Raw genomic sequence first — 13,159 nt, forward strand, 5'->3', positions numbered from 1 at the left:
GGCCGGGCTGGCGGGGTCTACGCCGCCAGTTGCTGCGGCGCCACGCCGAAGTGCGGATGCCGGGAGAACAGGTCAGCCGCCCAGTTCACGAAGACCCGCACTTTCGCCGACAGGTGGCGGTTCTGCGGGTACATCGCCGAAATCGGCAATTCCTCGGTCTGCCAGTCACTCATGACCTCCACCAGCCGGCCGCTCTGGACGTAGGGCTCCGCCATCGCCCGGGAGATCTGGGCGATGCCGTGGCCTTCCAGCGCGCAGCCGATGTAGACGTCGGCGTCATTGGTGGAGATGGCCGAGGGCAGCAGGATCTCGCTGCTCTCGCCGCCGCGCGACAACGTCCACGGCATTTCGCGGCCGTGCCGGTTAGACAGGTAGTTGATGGCCTTGTGCTGCGCCAGCTCAGTCAGGTCGGCGGGTGTGCCAAAACGCCGCAGGTAGATCGGCGAGGCAAAGAACGCCAGTTTGACCTGGCCCAGGCGCCGCGCCACCATCGCCTCGTCCAGCGTGCCCACGCGCAGCACCACGTCCACGCCTTCCTGCAGCAGGTCGATCGGCTTGCCGTTGATGGTCAGCTCGAGCTTCAGTTCCGGGTAGGCATTGTAGAAATCGTGCAGGTTGGGAATCAGCACCATCCGCGCGAGGCCGGCCGTGGTGTCCACGCACAGCGTGCCGCGCGGCGAGTTGTTGTGGCGCGTGAGCGACTGCTCGGCTTCCTCCACGTCCGCGAGAATGCGCACGCAGCGTTCGTAATAGGCGGCGCCGTCCGTGGTCACGCTGATGCGCCGCGTGGTCCGGTGCAGCAGCTTGACGCCGAGATGGGTCTCCAGGTTCTGGATCAGGCGGGTGAGCGTGGCTTTGGGCAGGTCAAGGGACTCCGCCGCGCGCGCAAAACTGCCGACATCCACCACCCGAGTGAATGCCTGCATAGAGACAAGACGATCCATGATGTTGCTTCCGAAAGGGGTGAGACCGGGGGCTACGTTCCGAAGGATGGTGTCTGGCGGGAGTGGGGTCGCGCATGTCAAGTGCGTGCCCTGGGTTTGCTGCCGGCGGTCCGCCAGTGGCGGCCGGAGCGGGGATGGGTGGAGGTCTGGGGGCTCGGTGGCGGGCGCGGTTCCCCAACCGTGCGTGCACCGAAGGACCGGAGTGAATCACATTTCCGGTGTCCTTGCCAAGCGTGTGGTTTCACTTCTCGCAACACTCTGGCGATTATTCCACTCCAGAAACAGTGCGTTGGCAATCTCCAGCTTTATCCCAATCGGGTCAATCACCATAATTCGTTGCATCGCAACACAGTATCGACGGCCCGTGCCGGCGTCGTAACCACCATGTCAAAGACCGTGAATCCCATCACCCCCGCCGTGAAACCGGCTGCAGGCAAGGGAGAAGCGCGCGCTGAGCAATATATGGTGGCGAGCGGCGACCGCGAGATCAAGGTCTGCGTGGCCTATCCCGCCGGGTATGCACCAGCGGCGGGCAGCACCGAACTGCTGCCGTGGCTGGTGTACCTGCACGCGGGCGGTTTCGTCGAAGGTGGGGTGGAAGCGGCACAGGCATTGGCGCGGGATCTGGCGAAGTCGGTTCCGGCCGTGGTGGTGACGCCGGCCTATTCGCTGGCGCCCGACCATCCGTTCCCGGCCGCCCCCGAGGATGCGGTGAATACGGCAGTCTGGGTGCTCAAGCACGCCAAGAAGCTGAAGGTGGACAAGCTGCGCTTCGCGCTGGTGGGCGAGGAAGCCGGCGGCAATCTGGCGATTGCGCTGGCGCAGATGTTGCGTGATCGCGGCCTGCCGCAACCGGCCGGGCAATGGCTGATCCGCCCCGTGACGGACCCGTGCCTCCAGCATGCGTCGATGTGCACGACCGGCCAGGTGCCGATGGAGATGCTGCGCCGCCTGGCCTGCAACTATCGCGATTACCTGCCCACGCCGGCCGCCAGCGTGCACCCGTATGCGGCGCCGGCCATGGCATCGCGCCTGGTGGGGCTGCCCTCCACGCTGGTGCAGGTGGCCGAGAAAGATGCATTGCGTGCCGAGGGCGAAGCCTTCGCGGCAAAACTCGTCAAGGCGGGCATTCCGGCCCGCACCCTGATCATGCCCGGCGCCTGTGGCGACGGGGTGGAAGAATCCCATGAGCAGTGCCAGGCATGGGTCAACGAAGGAGCGCGGTTCCTGCGCGAGTGTTTTGCGCAAACCGACGATACCTCATCACCGGCCGAACGCCGGCCCGGCGCTCAAGGAGCCTGAGCGTCCGGAGCAAGTTAGCCAGCGCCTTTTGAGGCTGGCAGCGGTAGTGGCATAGCCCCGTCCATCCAGGCGGGGACGAACCCTTGTTTCCCATTTTTCCGGGCCGTCCAGCCCGGCGGGCGGCGTTCGGCCTTTTGCTTTTCCAGTTGAAGAAAACCCGACGAACACGGAGTGAAGAAAAATGAATCATCAGTCTCGACGCACGCTGATCGCCATTGCCATCGTGGCAATCCTGGGCGCCGGCGTGGCTACCTCGGTTCTGCGTCCCTGGCACGGCGGGGAAGCACAGGCCAACCCGGCGCCGTCCGCGCCTGCGGTGGAAGTGGCGGCGGCAGTGGGGCAGACCATCACCGAATGGGATGAATTCTCGGGCCGCATCGAGGCCGTGGACCGCGTGGAGATCCGTCCGCGTGTCTCCGGCACCATCGACACGGTGCATTTCCGCGAAGGCTCCATCGTGAAGAAGGGCGATCCGCTGTTCACGATCGACCCGCGTCCGTATGCGGCCGAAGTGGCCCGTGCCGAAGCCGCCCTGAACGCGGCCCAGGTGCGTGCCAGCCACGCGCAGAGCGAGAAGGTACGCGCCCAGCGCCTGCTGGACGACAACGCCATCTCCAGGCGCGAGTTCGACGAGCGCATCAACACCGCCAGCGAGACCACCGCCGACGTGCGGGGCGCGCAGGCGGCGCTGGAAGTGGCGCGCCTGAACCTGAGCTACACGCGCATCGTTGCACCGGTCTCGGGCAAGGTGTCGCGTGCGGAAATCACGGTAGGCAACCTGGTGGCCGCGGGCGCGGCTTCGCCGCCGCTGACCACGGTGGTGTCGGTCTCGCCGGTGTACGCGAGCTTCGACGTGGACGAGCAGAGCTACCTGCGCTACACGGCGCCGGGCGCCGGCGGCGGCAAGAACGACCTGCCGGTGTTCGTCGGCCTGGCCAACGAGGACGACTACCCGCACAAGGGCAAGATCCACTCGGTGGACAACCGCCTGGATACGCGCAGCGGCACCATCCGCGTGCGCGCGGTGTTCGACAACGCCGATGGCCGCCTGCTGCCGGGCCTCTACGCCAAGGTCAAGCTCGGGGGCGGCACGCCGCACCCGGCGGTGCTGATCAACGACCGCGCCATCGGCACGGACCAGGGCAAGAAGTTCGTGCTGGTGGTGGACAAGGCCAACAAGCTGGTCTACCGCGAGGTGAACCTCGGGCCGTCGTTCGAAGGGCTGCGTGTGATCCGCAAGGGTCTGCAGCCGGGCGAGAACATCGTCGTGAACGGCCTGATGCGCGTGCGCCCGGGCGACACGGTGGCGCCCAAGCCGGTGGCCATGGCCTATCGCAGCGAACTGGAACCGCGCGGTACCACGCCGGACCGCAAGCAGGCTGCCGACGACAAGGCGGGCCAGGCCGACAAGCCTGCCGAAGCCGTGGCCAAGACCGTGAGCTGAGCACTGCCCCGCAGCACGCACAGGTAGCCTAATTTTTTCTCCCTTGCAGCATATGGCGTCCGCCCTGGCGGACGGCCAGGGGGAGTGCTTTCGCCGAGACCAAGATGAATCTCTCGAAATTCTTTATCGATCGCCCGATTTTCGCGGGCGTGTTGTCGGTGCTGATCTTCCTGATCGGCGCCATCTCGATGTTCAAGTTACCGATATCGGAATACCCCGAGGTGGTGCCGCCGTCAGTCGTGGTGCGCGCGCAGTTCCCGGGCGCCAACCCGAAGGTGATCGCCGAAACGGTGGCCACGCCGCTGGAAGAGCAGATCAATGGCGTCGAGGACATGCTCTACATGAACTCGCAGGCCAACAGCGACGGCAACCTGACGCTGACGGTGACCTTCAAGCTCGGCACGGACCCGGACAAGGCCCAGCAGCTGGTGCAGAACCGCGTCTCGCAAGCCGAGCCGCGCCTGCCCGAGGATGTGCGCCGCCTGGGTATCACGACCGTCAAGAGCTCGCCCGACCTGACCATGGTGGTTCACCTGGTTTCGCCGAACGACCGCTACGACATGACGTACCTGCGCAACTACGCGCTGATCAACGTGAAGGACCGCCTCGCGCGGATCCAGGGCGTGGGCCAGGTGCAGATGTTCGGCTCGGGCGACTACTCGATGCGCGTGTGGTTGAACCCGGAGAAGATCGCCGAGCGCCACCTCGCCGCATCCGACGTGGTCAAGGCCATCCGCGAGCAGAACGTGCAGGTGGCAGCCGGTGTGATCGGCCAGTCGCCGTCGCTGCCGGGCACCGACCTGCAGCTGTCGGTGAACGCGCAGGGTCGTCTGCAGACGGTGGAGGAGTTTGGCGACATCGTCGTCAAGACCTCGGCCGACGGTGCGGTGACGTACCTGAAGGACATCGCCCGGATCGAACTCGGCGCGTCGGAGTACGCGCTGCGCTCGCTGCTGGACAACAAGTCCGCCGTGGCGCTGCCGATCTTCCAGTCGCCGGGCTCCAACGCCATCCAGATCTCGGATGACGTGCGCAAGACCATGGCCGAGCTCAAGGAGAACATGCCGGAGGGCGTGGACTTCAGCATCGTCTATGACCCCACCCAGTTCGTGCGCCACAGTATCGAGGCCGTGGTTCACACCCTGTTCGAGGCCATCGCGCTGGTGGTGCTGGTGGTGATCCTGTTCCTGCAGACCTGGCGTGCGTCGATCATCCCGCTGCTGGCGGTGCCGGTGTCGATCGTCGGTACGTTCGGGCTGATGCATGCGTTCGGCTTCTCGATCAACGCGCTGTCGCTGTTCGGGCTCGTGCTGGCCATCGGTATCGTGGTGGATGATGCGATCGTGGTGGTGGAGAACGTCGAGCGGAACATCGAGGAAGGGCTTTCGCCGAAGGAGGCCACCTACAAGGCCATGCGCGAAGTGAGCGGCCCGATCATCGCCATCGCGCTGACCCTGATCGCCGTGTTCGTGCCGCTGGCCTTCATGACGGGCCTGACCGGCCAGTTCTACAAGCAGTTCGCGCTGACCATCTCGATCTCGACGATCATCTCGGCCTTCAACTCGCTGACGCTCTCGCCGGCGCTGTCGGCCCTGCTGCTGCGCGGCCATGATGCACCGAAGGATTGGCTCACGCGTGGCATGGACAAGGTCTTCGGCGGCTTCTTCAAGCGCTTCAACCGATTCTTCCACCGCAGCTCCGATAACTATGGCCGCGGCGTGACCGGTGTGATCCGCCGCAAGGGTGCGGTGTTCGGCGTCTACGCCGTGATGCTGGTGGCCACGTGGGGCGTGTTCCAGATGGTGCCGAAGGGCTTCGTGCCGGCGCAGGACAAGCAGTACCTGGTGAGCTTTGCCAAGCTGCCGGACGGCGCCACGCTGGACCGTACGGAAGACGTGATCCGCCGCATGTCGGATATCGCCCTCAAGCATCCGGGCGTGGAATCGGCCGTGGCCTTCCCGGGCCTGTCGATCAACGGCTTCACCAACAGCCCGAGCGCCGGCATCGTGTTCGTCACGCTCGATCCGTTCGAGAAGCGCAAGAGCAAGGCGTTGTCCGGCGATGCCATCGCGGCCGACCTGAACAAGCAGTACGGTGCGATCCAGGACGCGTTCATTGCCGTGTTCCCGCCGCCGCCCGTGCAGGGCCTCGGCACCATCGGCGGTTTCAAGCTGATGATCGAGGACCGCGCCGCGCTGGGCTATGACGCGCTGTTCGATGCGACCAATGCGTTCATGGGCAAGGCACGCGCCACGCCGGAGCTGGCTGGCATCTTCAGCAACTACCAGGTGAACGTGCCGCAGCTCGACGTGCAGCTTGACCGCACCAAGGCCAAGCAGCTCGGCGTGCCGGTGACGGACGTGTTCGACACGCTGCAGACCTACCTCGGTTCGGCCTACGTGAACGACTTCAACAAGTTCGGCCGCACGTATCAGGTGAAGGTGCAGGCGGATGCGCAGTTCCGTGCCCGTGCCGAGGACATCCTGCAGCTGAAGACCCGCAACGTGAATGGCGACATGGTGCCGCTGTCCTCGCTGGTCCAGGTGAAGCAGGGCTTTGGCCCGGACAGCGTGGTGCGCTACAACGGCTTCACGGCTGCCGACATGAACGGCGGTCCGGCACCGGGCTTCTCGTCGGGCCAGGCGCAGGCTGCTGCCGAACGCATCGCTGCCGAGACGCTGCCGAAGGGCATCAAGTTCGAATGGACCGAGCTGACCTACCAGGACATCCTGGCCGGCAACGCAGGGGTGTGGATCTTCCCGCTGTGCGTGCTGCTGGTGTTCCTGGTGCTGGCTGCCCAGTACGAGAGCCTGACGCTGCCGCTGGCCGTGATCCTGATCGTGCCGATGAGCCTGCTGGCCGCCATGACTGGCGTGTGGCTGACGCGTGGTGACAACAACATCTTCACGCAGATCGGTTTCATCGTGCTGGTGGGGTTGTCCGCGAAGAACGCGATCCTGATCGTCGAATTCGCCCGGGAACTGGAGCACCACGGCCGTACGGTGGTGCAGGCCGCGATCGAGGCGAGCCGCCTGCGTCTGCGCCCGATCCTGATGACGTCGTTCGCGTTCATCATGGGTGTGGTGCCGCTGGTGATCTCGACCGGCGCCGGCTCGGAAATGCGTCATGCGATGGGCGTGGCGGTGTTCGCGGGCATGCTCGGCGTGACGTTCTTCGGCCTGTTCCTGACGCCGGTGTTCTACGTGGCGCTGCGCCTGTTGGCGACCCGCGGCCAGCGCAAGGCGGTGGCGCAGGACGCCTCGGCTTCGCACGCGGTGGCATCGGCGGAATAAGCCAATCAGAGACATGAAAGCAAAAAGGGAACACATCATGATTGCGCAATTGACACGCACGCTGCCCCGCCTGGCCACACTGGCCGCCGCGCTGGTGCTGGCGGGCTGCTCGCTGGCGCCGACCTACAAGGTGCCCGAGACCGCCTCCGTACCTGCGTTCAAGGAAGCGGAAGCGGCGCAGGCCGAAGGCGCGCAGTGGAAGACCGCCACGCCGGCCGAGGGCCAGCATCGCGGCGACTGGTGGAAGGTGTTCGGCGATGCCGACCTGGACCGCCTGATCACGGCCGCCAACGGCAACAACCAGGACCTCGCTGCCGCCGCCGCGCGGCTGAAGCAGGCGCGGGCCTTCATGGGCGCCACCGAGGCCGACCTCTATCCGCAACTGAGTGTCGGGCTCGATCCGACGCGCACGCAGGCGTCCGCGGCCTCGCAGGGCCTGCCCGACGGGACCCGTGTGTCGCCGCAGACCGTGTACAAGGCGCGCGCCTTTGCCAGCTACGAGCTGGACCTGTTCGGCCGCGTGGCCAGCAGCGTGAACGCCGCGCGGGCCGACACCCAGGCCGCCGAGGACCTGTACCGCTCGGTGCAGCTCGCGCTGCAGGCTGACACCGCGCAGGCCTACTTCGCGCTGCGTACGCTGGATAGCGAACGCGAACTGCTGAACGCGACGATCAAGCTGCGCGAGGATGCGCTGTCGCTGCTGAAGAAGCGCTACGACGCCGGCGAGACCACCGACCTCGATCCGGCCCGTGCCGAAGCCGAGCTGGGCACCGCGCGCGCGGACCTGGCGGGCATCGAGCGTCGCCGCGCCAACCAGGAGCATGCGCTGGCCGTGCTGACCGGCGTGCCGCCGGCGCAGTTCACGCTGGCCGCGCGGCCCTTCGATACGGCGCCGGTGGCGGTGCCGGCCGGCCTGCCGTCGGAGCTGCTGGAGCGCCGTCCCGACATCGCCGCCGCTGAGCGGCAGATGGCGGCTGCCAACGCGCGGATCGGCGTGGCGAAGGCCGCGTTCTTCCCGCGTATCTCGCTGACCGCGCTGTTCGGCTTCGAATCGGCGGATCTGTCGAACCTGTTCAAGTGGTCCTCGCGTACGTGGATGCTTGGGCCGCTGATCGGCACGACCGTTGCGCAGACCGTATTCGACGGTGGCCGCAACAGCTCCAACCTGGCCGGCGCGCGCGCCGCGCATGAGGAAAGCGTGGCGTCGTACCGGCAGACCGTGCTGGTGGCCTTCCGCGAAGTGGAAGACAGCCTGGCCGACGTGCGCTGGCTGAGCCAGCAGGGCACGGCACTGGACGGCGCGCTGGCGGGCGCCCGGCGCGCGCAGCGCATCTCGCGCAGCCGCTACGATGCCGGCGCGGTGGATTACCTGACCGTGATCGACGCCGACCGTACGGTGCTCCAGTCGCAGCGCGAGGCCAATCAGGTCGCGGGCCTGCGCGCGGCGGCGACGGTGTCGCTGGTGCGCAGCCTCGGCGGCGGCTGGGGTCCGCTGCCGGAGGCGGTGGCAGCCAACGGCACCACGCAACCCGCGGCGCAGCAGACCGCGCAGCAGGTCATGCGGTAGCCCATGCAGTAAGCGGCGTAACAAGTCGTAAGCCCCCGCAGGGGCACGCTGGCGCGAGGTATCCGGAGCACTACACTGGATGCATCGCGCCAGTTTCTTTTTTTGCAGGCGCCATGGAAAGAGGAGGGCGCCATGCCATCGAGACTGCTTGTTGCCATGACGGCCGCCGCCCAGTTGTCGCTATGCATGTTGTGGCCGCAGTGGGCAGGCGCCCAGCCCTCGACCACGGGATCGATCGCGGTAGGCGGCTCGGTGCATGTCAAGGGGCCAGTCACGGTGCAGGGCACCCTGAGCGTGGACGGCAGCGTCTACGCGGCGGGCCCGATCACTGCCGCATGGTTCTCCACCCCGGGGGGCGGTTATCCGCCGCCGCCGGCGCGCGGCCTGCTCAAGGTGTTCCATGGGCCGCTGACGGTACATGGCACGATGGTGGTGCACGGCGACCTGCATGTCGATGGGCCGCTCACGGTCACCGGCCCGCTCGAGGCCGGCGGCGGCATCGACGCCAGCGGGCCGATGGTGGAGCGGCAGGCGCGTTAAGCCCGCCGGGCGCTCCGTCGCGCCGCGAATGCTGCACAATGGCGGCTTCGTCGACTTCCGCTTCTCGCCATGGCAAAAGGGGCAGCAGCCAGCCCGCAACTGGGCCTCAAGAGCATCGCAATGTTTGAAGCCGCCAAGGGCGCGCTCGTCATCCTGGCCGGCATCGGCCTCGTGGCGTTGCTGCACCGCGACGCCCAGGCGCTGGCCGAGGCCATCGTTAGCCGCTTCCACATCAATCCGGCGAGCCGGTATCCCACCATCTTCCTGTCGCTGCTCGCGCATCCCACGGACGGGCGCCTCTGGGCCATCGGCGGCTCGGCCGCGATGTACGCGCTGATGCGGTTCACGGAAGCCTACGGCCTCTGGCGCGGGCGCGCGTGGGGCAACTGGCTCGGCGTGTGGTCGGGCGGCATCTACATACCGGTGGAGGTGTACGAGGCCATCCTCCACCCCACGTGGATCCATGTGGGGCTGGCCATGGCGAACGCGCTTGTGGTGGCCTATCTCGTGACCGGGCTCGCGCGGCACCGCGTGACGTGACGAGCGCGCGCCAAAATCTGCTAAGGTAGACAGCAAGCCGCTTCGCGGCGCATTGCTCACCGATCGGAAGGCTCCGATCCCACCCGAATACGAGACCAACATGATTCACGAAATCGCCCAGATCACGATCAAGCCCGGCATGGAGTCGCAGTTCGAAGGCGCCGTGGCGCAAGCCAAGCCGCTGTTCCTGCGGGCGCGCGGCTGCCATGGCATGAACCTGCAACGCTCGATCGAGCAGCCGTCGCAATACGCGCTGGTGGTGGCCTGGGAAACCGTGGAAGACCACATGGTCCACTTCCGCGAGTCCGATGACTTCCAGACGTGGCGCAAGCTCGTGGGCGACTGCTTTGCCGCGCCGCCCCAGGTGCATCACGTCAACACCGTGCTCTGACCCGGAGGTTGCGCATGGCGACACCCCAGGAGCGCCCACGGCATTTCTCGATGCTGCGCGACCTGCAGCTGGCCGATTTTTTTACACTGGCCAACGCGGCGTGCGGCATGGGATCGGTATTTTTTGCCATGTACTACGTGGGCGAGCCGGTGCTGACCCATTTCTATATCGCGGCGGCGCTGGCGCCGGCAGCGTTCATCTTCGATGTGCTCGACGGCCGCATCGCGCGCTGGCGCCATGCCCATTCGGCGCTGGGCCGCGAACTCGATTCGCTGTCCGACATCATCTCGTTTGGCGTGGGCCCGGCCACGCTGGCCTTCGCCGCCGGCATGCGCGGCGGCTGGGACCTCGCCGCGCTGATCTACTTCGTCTGCTGCGGCGTCAGCCGTCTGGCACGCTTCAACGTAACGGCCGAAACGCTGGCCGAGGGCACCGGCAAGGTCAAGTACTTCGAAGGCACCCCGATCCCCACCAGCGTGGTGCTGACCGGCATCCTGGCCTGGTGCGCCGCCGCCGGCCGCATCGGCGACGCCCTGCCAGCCGGCGCCTGGCTGATCGGCCCCGGCACCTTCCATCCCATGGCGCTGCTGTTCGTCCTGAGCGGCTCGCTGATGATCAGCAAGACGCTGCGGATTCCGAAGTTCTAGTCGTTCTCCACCTGTTGCCCGACGCCTGGGCGTCGGGCAACTTGCCTGCCTACGCCGGCCGTGTACGGGGATTGAATCGGGGCCCGACTCTGGGTAGTCTGGCGGCTCGCAGGCATCATCGCGATAAAAACAACCAGGAGATTCGGCGATGCAAGACAAGGCGATGCAAGGTATGTCCCGGGCCCGGCTGGAGCGGATTGAGCAATTTCTCGATGCCACCTACGTGGCAAGCGGCAAGCTGCCCGGCGCGCTGGTCCAGGTGTGGCGGCGCGGCGAAGTCGTCCTGAATTCGGTGCTGGGCATGGCCGACCGCGAGCGGCAGACACCGCTGGCCGAGGATTCGATCTTCCGCATCTATTCGATGACCAAGCCGATCACGTCGGTGGCGATCATGATGCTGGTCGAGGAATGCAAGATCGCCCTCGACGATCCGGTCAGCAAGTACATTCCGTCGTGGGAGAACCTTGGCGTCTACGCGGGCGGCTATATGGAGAGCTTCCAGACCCGGCCGGCCAAGCGCCAGATGCTGGTGGTGGACCTGCTGCGCCACACGTCCGGGCTGACCTACGGCTTCCAGCAGAACAGCAATGTCGATGCCGCCTACCGCAAGCTGAAGATTGCCGACCGCACCACCGAAGGCACGACGCTGGACGACATGGTCGAGCAGTTGTCGAAGCTGCCGCTGGAGTTCTCGCCCGGTGAGGCGTGGAACTACTCGGTCTCCACGGACGTGCTTGGCTATCTGGTTGGCAAGGTCAGTGGCATGCCGTTCGAGACCTTCGTCAAGCAGCGCATCCTCGATCCGCTGGGCATGGTGGACACCGCGTTCCACGTGCCGGAAGACAAGATTTCGCGCTTCTGCGCCTGCTATGCCGTGGGTGTGCTCGGCTCGAAAGTGGTGTCCCAGGACCGCCCGGCGTTGCAGGACGACCCCCGCACCAGCCCCTACCTGAAGCCGCCCACGCTGGTCTCCGGCGGCGGCGGGCTGGTCTCGACGGCGGCCGACTACCTGCGCTTCTCGCGCATGCTGCTGCAAGGCGGGGAACTCGATGGCGTGCGCCTGCTCGGCCCCAAGACGCTGGCGCTGATGACCGCGAACCACCTTCCGGGCGGGCAGGACCTCCCGCGCCTGTCGCGCTCCATGTTCAGCGAGGCCACCTACGATGGCGTGGGCTTCGGCCTCGGCTTCGCCACCACGGTCACCCCCGCGAGCACGCTGATGCCGGGCAGTGCCGGCGACTTCTTCTGGGGCGGCGCCGCCAGTACCTTCTTCTGGGTCGATCCCCAGGAAGACCTGATCGGCGTGTTCCTGACGCAACTGCTGCCATCGTCTGCATTCCCCGTGCGGCGCCAGTTGCGCACGCTGGTCTACAGCGCCATCACCGAGCCCGGCCCGGCGGCTCGCGGCAGGGGCTACTAAGCCACCGCAGCCACCCTAAGCCGCCCCCGCGCGCAACTCGGCCCGCACCGAGTGCGCGCGCCGGTGCGCCCCGGGCGGCAGGCCGGTGTGCTTGCGCACCACGGACCGGAACGCCGACATATCCTGATAGCCGCACTGCTCGGCAATCGCCGTCAGGCTCAGGGTGGTCACTTCCAGCAGATGGCAGGCGCGTTCCGCGCGCAGCTTGTGCAGGAACTGCAACGGCGACATCCCCACGGATTTCATGAAGTGCCGCAGCAGCGTGCGCTCGCTGGTGGCCGCCACGGCCGCCAGCCGCGTCAGGTCGTAGGGCTCCGCCAGATGCTGTTGCAGGTGCCGGCGTGCGCGTAGCACCACGCTTTCGCGGGGCGCGTCACCGGCGCGGAGCCAGATCTTCAGCGCCGCGCCGCGCTCGGGCTGGTCCAGCAGGGTATTGCCGACAGTGCGCGCCAGCGCGTCGCCGGCCATGCGCGCCACGGCCCGCTGCATCAGGACATGGATCTGCTCCATCGCGCGCGCACTGAGCAGATTGCCACTCTCCACAATGGCCTGATCCGCCGGCAGCCGGCGCGCCGGCTCCCCGGCACGCATCCAGTTGGCAATCAGCCACGGCACCGCCAGCCGCCACGGCTTGGGCAGTGTCAGGCCGACCAGCAGCGCCACCGCCGTGAACGGCGCCACCAGCAGCGCGCCGTGGGCCGCTGCCGCCGCAATGGCCGCGCGCTCGGCATCGATCTTGGACAGCAGCAGTTCCAGCCCGGCGATGTGGTCGAACAGCGGCGGGCCGATCACCACCATGCTGTCGCTGTCGGCCTGCGCCAAGGCGTCCAGCCCGACTACCTCGGCCCGTATGACCTCGGCGGCGGCGCGCCAGCGTTCCGGCTCGGCCGCCGCGAGCCGCCACTGGAACGGCGTGGCGTGGCCGCGCCGCCGTGGCTGCATGGAGGCCAGCGTGTTCGCGATCATCAGCGTATCGGCGGCCACGGCCAGCGTGGAGACCGCCACGGCGGGATAGCAGAGCAGATAGACGACGGTCATCGGGGCGGGGGGCGGCGCCGCATGGCGGCATTG

The 13,159-nt window shown here is 67.1% G+C and carries 11 protein-coding genes; 9 read left to right on the forward strand and 2 right to left on the reverse strand.

Going from position 1 to position 13,159, the window contains the following annotated elements; all coding sequences use genetic code 11:
• Positions 1–17 precede the first annotated feature (17 nt).
• Positions 18–944, reverse strand: a complete 927-nt coding sequence (locus AB4120_RS24445) for a LysR family transcriptional regulator (protein WP_149137969.1) — start codon at positions 942–944, stop codon at positions 18–20.
• Positions 945–1,328: 384 nt separating this feature from the next.
• On the opposite strand from AB4120_RS24445, the gene AB4120_RS24450 reads away from it, so the two are divergent.
• The 9 genes from AB4120_RS24450 (at position 1,329) to AB4120_RS24490 (ending at position 12,088) form a co-directional block, all read left to right on the forward strand.
• Positions 1,329–2,246, forward strand: a complete 918-nt coding sequence (locus AB4120_RS24450) for an alpha/beta hydrolase (RefSeq protein ID WP_092295001.1) — start codon at positions 1,329–1,331, stop codon at positions 2,244–2,246.
• A gap of 181 nt (positions 2,247–2,427) precedes the next feature.
• Complete coding sequence (locus AB4120_RS24455) at positions 2,428–3,690, forward strand: efflux RND transporter periplasmic adaptor subunit (RefSeq protein WP_144196610.1); 1,263 nt, start codon at positions 2,428–2,430, stop codon at positions 3,688–3,690.
• Positions 3,691–3,794: 104 nt separating this feature from the next.
• Positions 3,795–6,983 (forward strand): efflux RND transporter permease subunit, encoded by a 3,189-nt coding sequence (locus tag AB4120_RS24460; protein WP_149137968.1) that lies wholly within the window; start codon positions 3,795–3,797, stop codon positions 6,981–6,983.
• Between the two features lie 37 nt (positions 6,984–7,020).
• Positions 7,021–8,550, forward strand: a complete 1,530-nt coding sequence (locus AB4120_RS24465; protein WP_149137967.1) for an efflux transporter outer membrane subunit — start codon at positions 7,021–7,023, stop codon at positions 8,548–8,550.
• Between the two features lie 132 nt (positions 8,551–8,682).
• Positions 8,683–9,090 carry a hypothetical protein gene (locus AB4120_RS24470; RefSeq protein ID WP_149137966.1) on the forward strand — a complete coding sequence of 136 codons (408 nt, stop codon included), beginning with the start codon at positions 8,683–8,685 and terminating at the stop codon, positions 9,088–9,090.
• 69 nt (positions 9,091–9,159) lie between these two features.
• Positions 9,160–9,630 carry a DUF2127 domain-containing protein gene (locus tag AB4120_RS24475; protein WP_149137965.1) on the forward strand — a complete coding sequence of 157 codons (471 nt, stop codon included), beginning with the start codon at positions 9,160–9,162 and terminating at the stop codon, positions 9,628–9,630.
• Between the two features lie 100 nt (positions 9,631–9,730).
• Entirely contained in the window at positions 9,731–10,021 is a 291-nt protein-coding gene (locus AB4120_RS24480; protein WP_149137964.1) for an antibiotic biosynthesis monooxygenase family protein, read from the forward strand.
• A gap of 14 nt (positions 10,022–10,035) precedes the next feature.
• Positions 10,036–10,668: a CDP-alcohol phosphatidyltransferase family protein gene (locus tag AB4120_RS24485; RefSeq protein WP_144196615.1), complete on the forward strand. Its 633-nt coding sequence runs from the start codon at positions 10,036–10,038 to the stop codon at positions 10,666–10,668.
• A gap of 148 nt (positions 10,669–10,816) precedes the next feature.
• Complete coding sequence (locus AB4120_RS24490; protein WP_441642962.1) at positions 10,817–12,088, forward strand: serine hydrolase domain-containing protein; 1,272 nt, start codon at positions 10,817–10,819, stop codon at positions 12,086–12,088.
• A 15-nt stretch (positions 12,089–12,103) separates the two neighbouring features.
• Here AB4120_RS24490 and AB4120_RS24495 read toward each other — a convergent pair whose 3' ends face one another.
• Positions 12,104–13,126 (reverse strand): helix-turn-helix domain-containing protein, encoded by a 1,023-nt coding sequence (locus AB4120_RS24495; RefSeq protein WP_441642963.1) that lies wholly within the window; start codon positions 13,124–13,126, stop codon positions 12,104–12,106.
• Between the last annotated feature and the right edge of the window lie 33 nt (positions 13,127–13,159).

The organism is Cupriavidus sp. 2KB_3 (assembly GCF_052115685.1).
Taxonomy (GTDB): Bacteria; Pseudomonadota; Gammaproteobacteria; order Burkholderiales; family Burkholderiaceae; genus Cupriavidus; species Cupriavidus campinensis.

Bases quoted from the DNA above. Each gene is read 5' to 3' on its own strand.
- AB4120_RS24475 (WP_149137965.1), top strand. From the start codon at position 9,160: ATGGCAAAAGGGGCAGCAGCCAGCCCGCAACTGGGCCTCAAGAGCATC.
- AB4120_RS24470 (WP_149137966.1), top strand. From the start codon at position 8,683: ATGCCATCGAGACTGCTTGTTGCCATGACGGCCGCCGCCCAGTTGTCG.
- AB4120_RS24485 (WP_144196615.1), top strand. From the start codon at position 10,036: ATGGCGACACCCCAGGAGCGCCCACGGCATTTCTCGATGCTGCGCGAC.
- AB4120_RS24460 (WP_149137968.1), top strand. From the start codon at position 3,795: ATGAATCTCTCGAAATTCTTTATCGATCGCCCGATTTTCGCGGGCGTG.
- AB4120_RS24450 (WP_092295001.1), top strand. From the start codon at position 1,329: ATGTCAAAGACCGTGAATCCCATCACCCCCGCCGTGAAACCGGCTGCA.
- AB4120_RS24445 (WP_149137969.1), bottom strand. From the start codon at position 944: ATGGATCGTCTTGTCTCTATGCAGGCATTCACTCGGGTGGTGGATGTC.
- AB4120_RS24480 (WP_149137964.1), top strand. From the start codon at position 9,731: ATGATTCACGAAATCGCCCAGATCACGATCAAGCCCGGCATGGAGTCG.
- AB4120_RS24490 (WP_441642962.1), top strand. From the start codon at position 10,817: ATGCAAGACAAGGCGATGCAAGGTATGTCCCGGGCCCGGCTGGAGCGG.
- AB4120_RS24495 (WP_441642963.1), bottom strand. From the start codon at position 13,126: ATGACCGTCGTCTATCTGCTCTGCTATCCCGCCGTGGCGGTCTCCACG.
- AB4120_RS24465 (WP_149137967.1), top strand. From the start codon at position 7,021: ATGATTGCGCAATTGACACGCACGCTGCCCCGCCTGGCCACACTGGCC.
- AB4120_RS24455 (WP_144196610.1), top strand. From the start codon at position 2,428: ATGAATCATCAGTCTCGACGCACGCTGATCGCCATTGCCATCGTGGCA.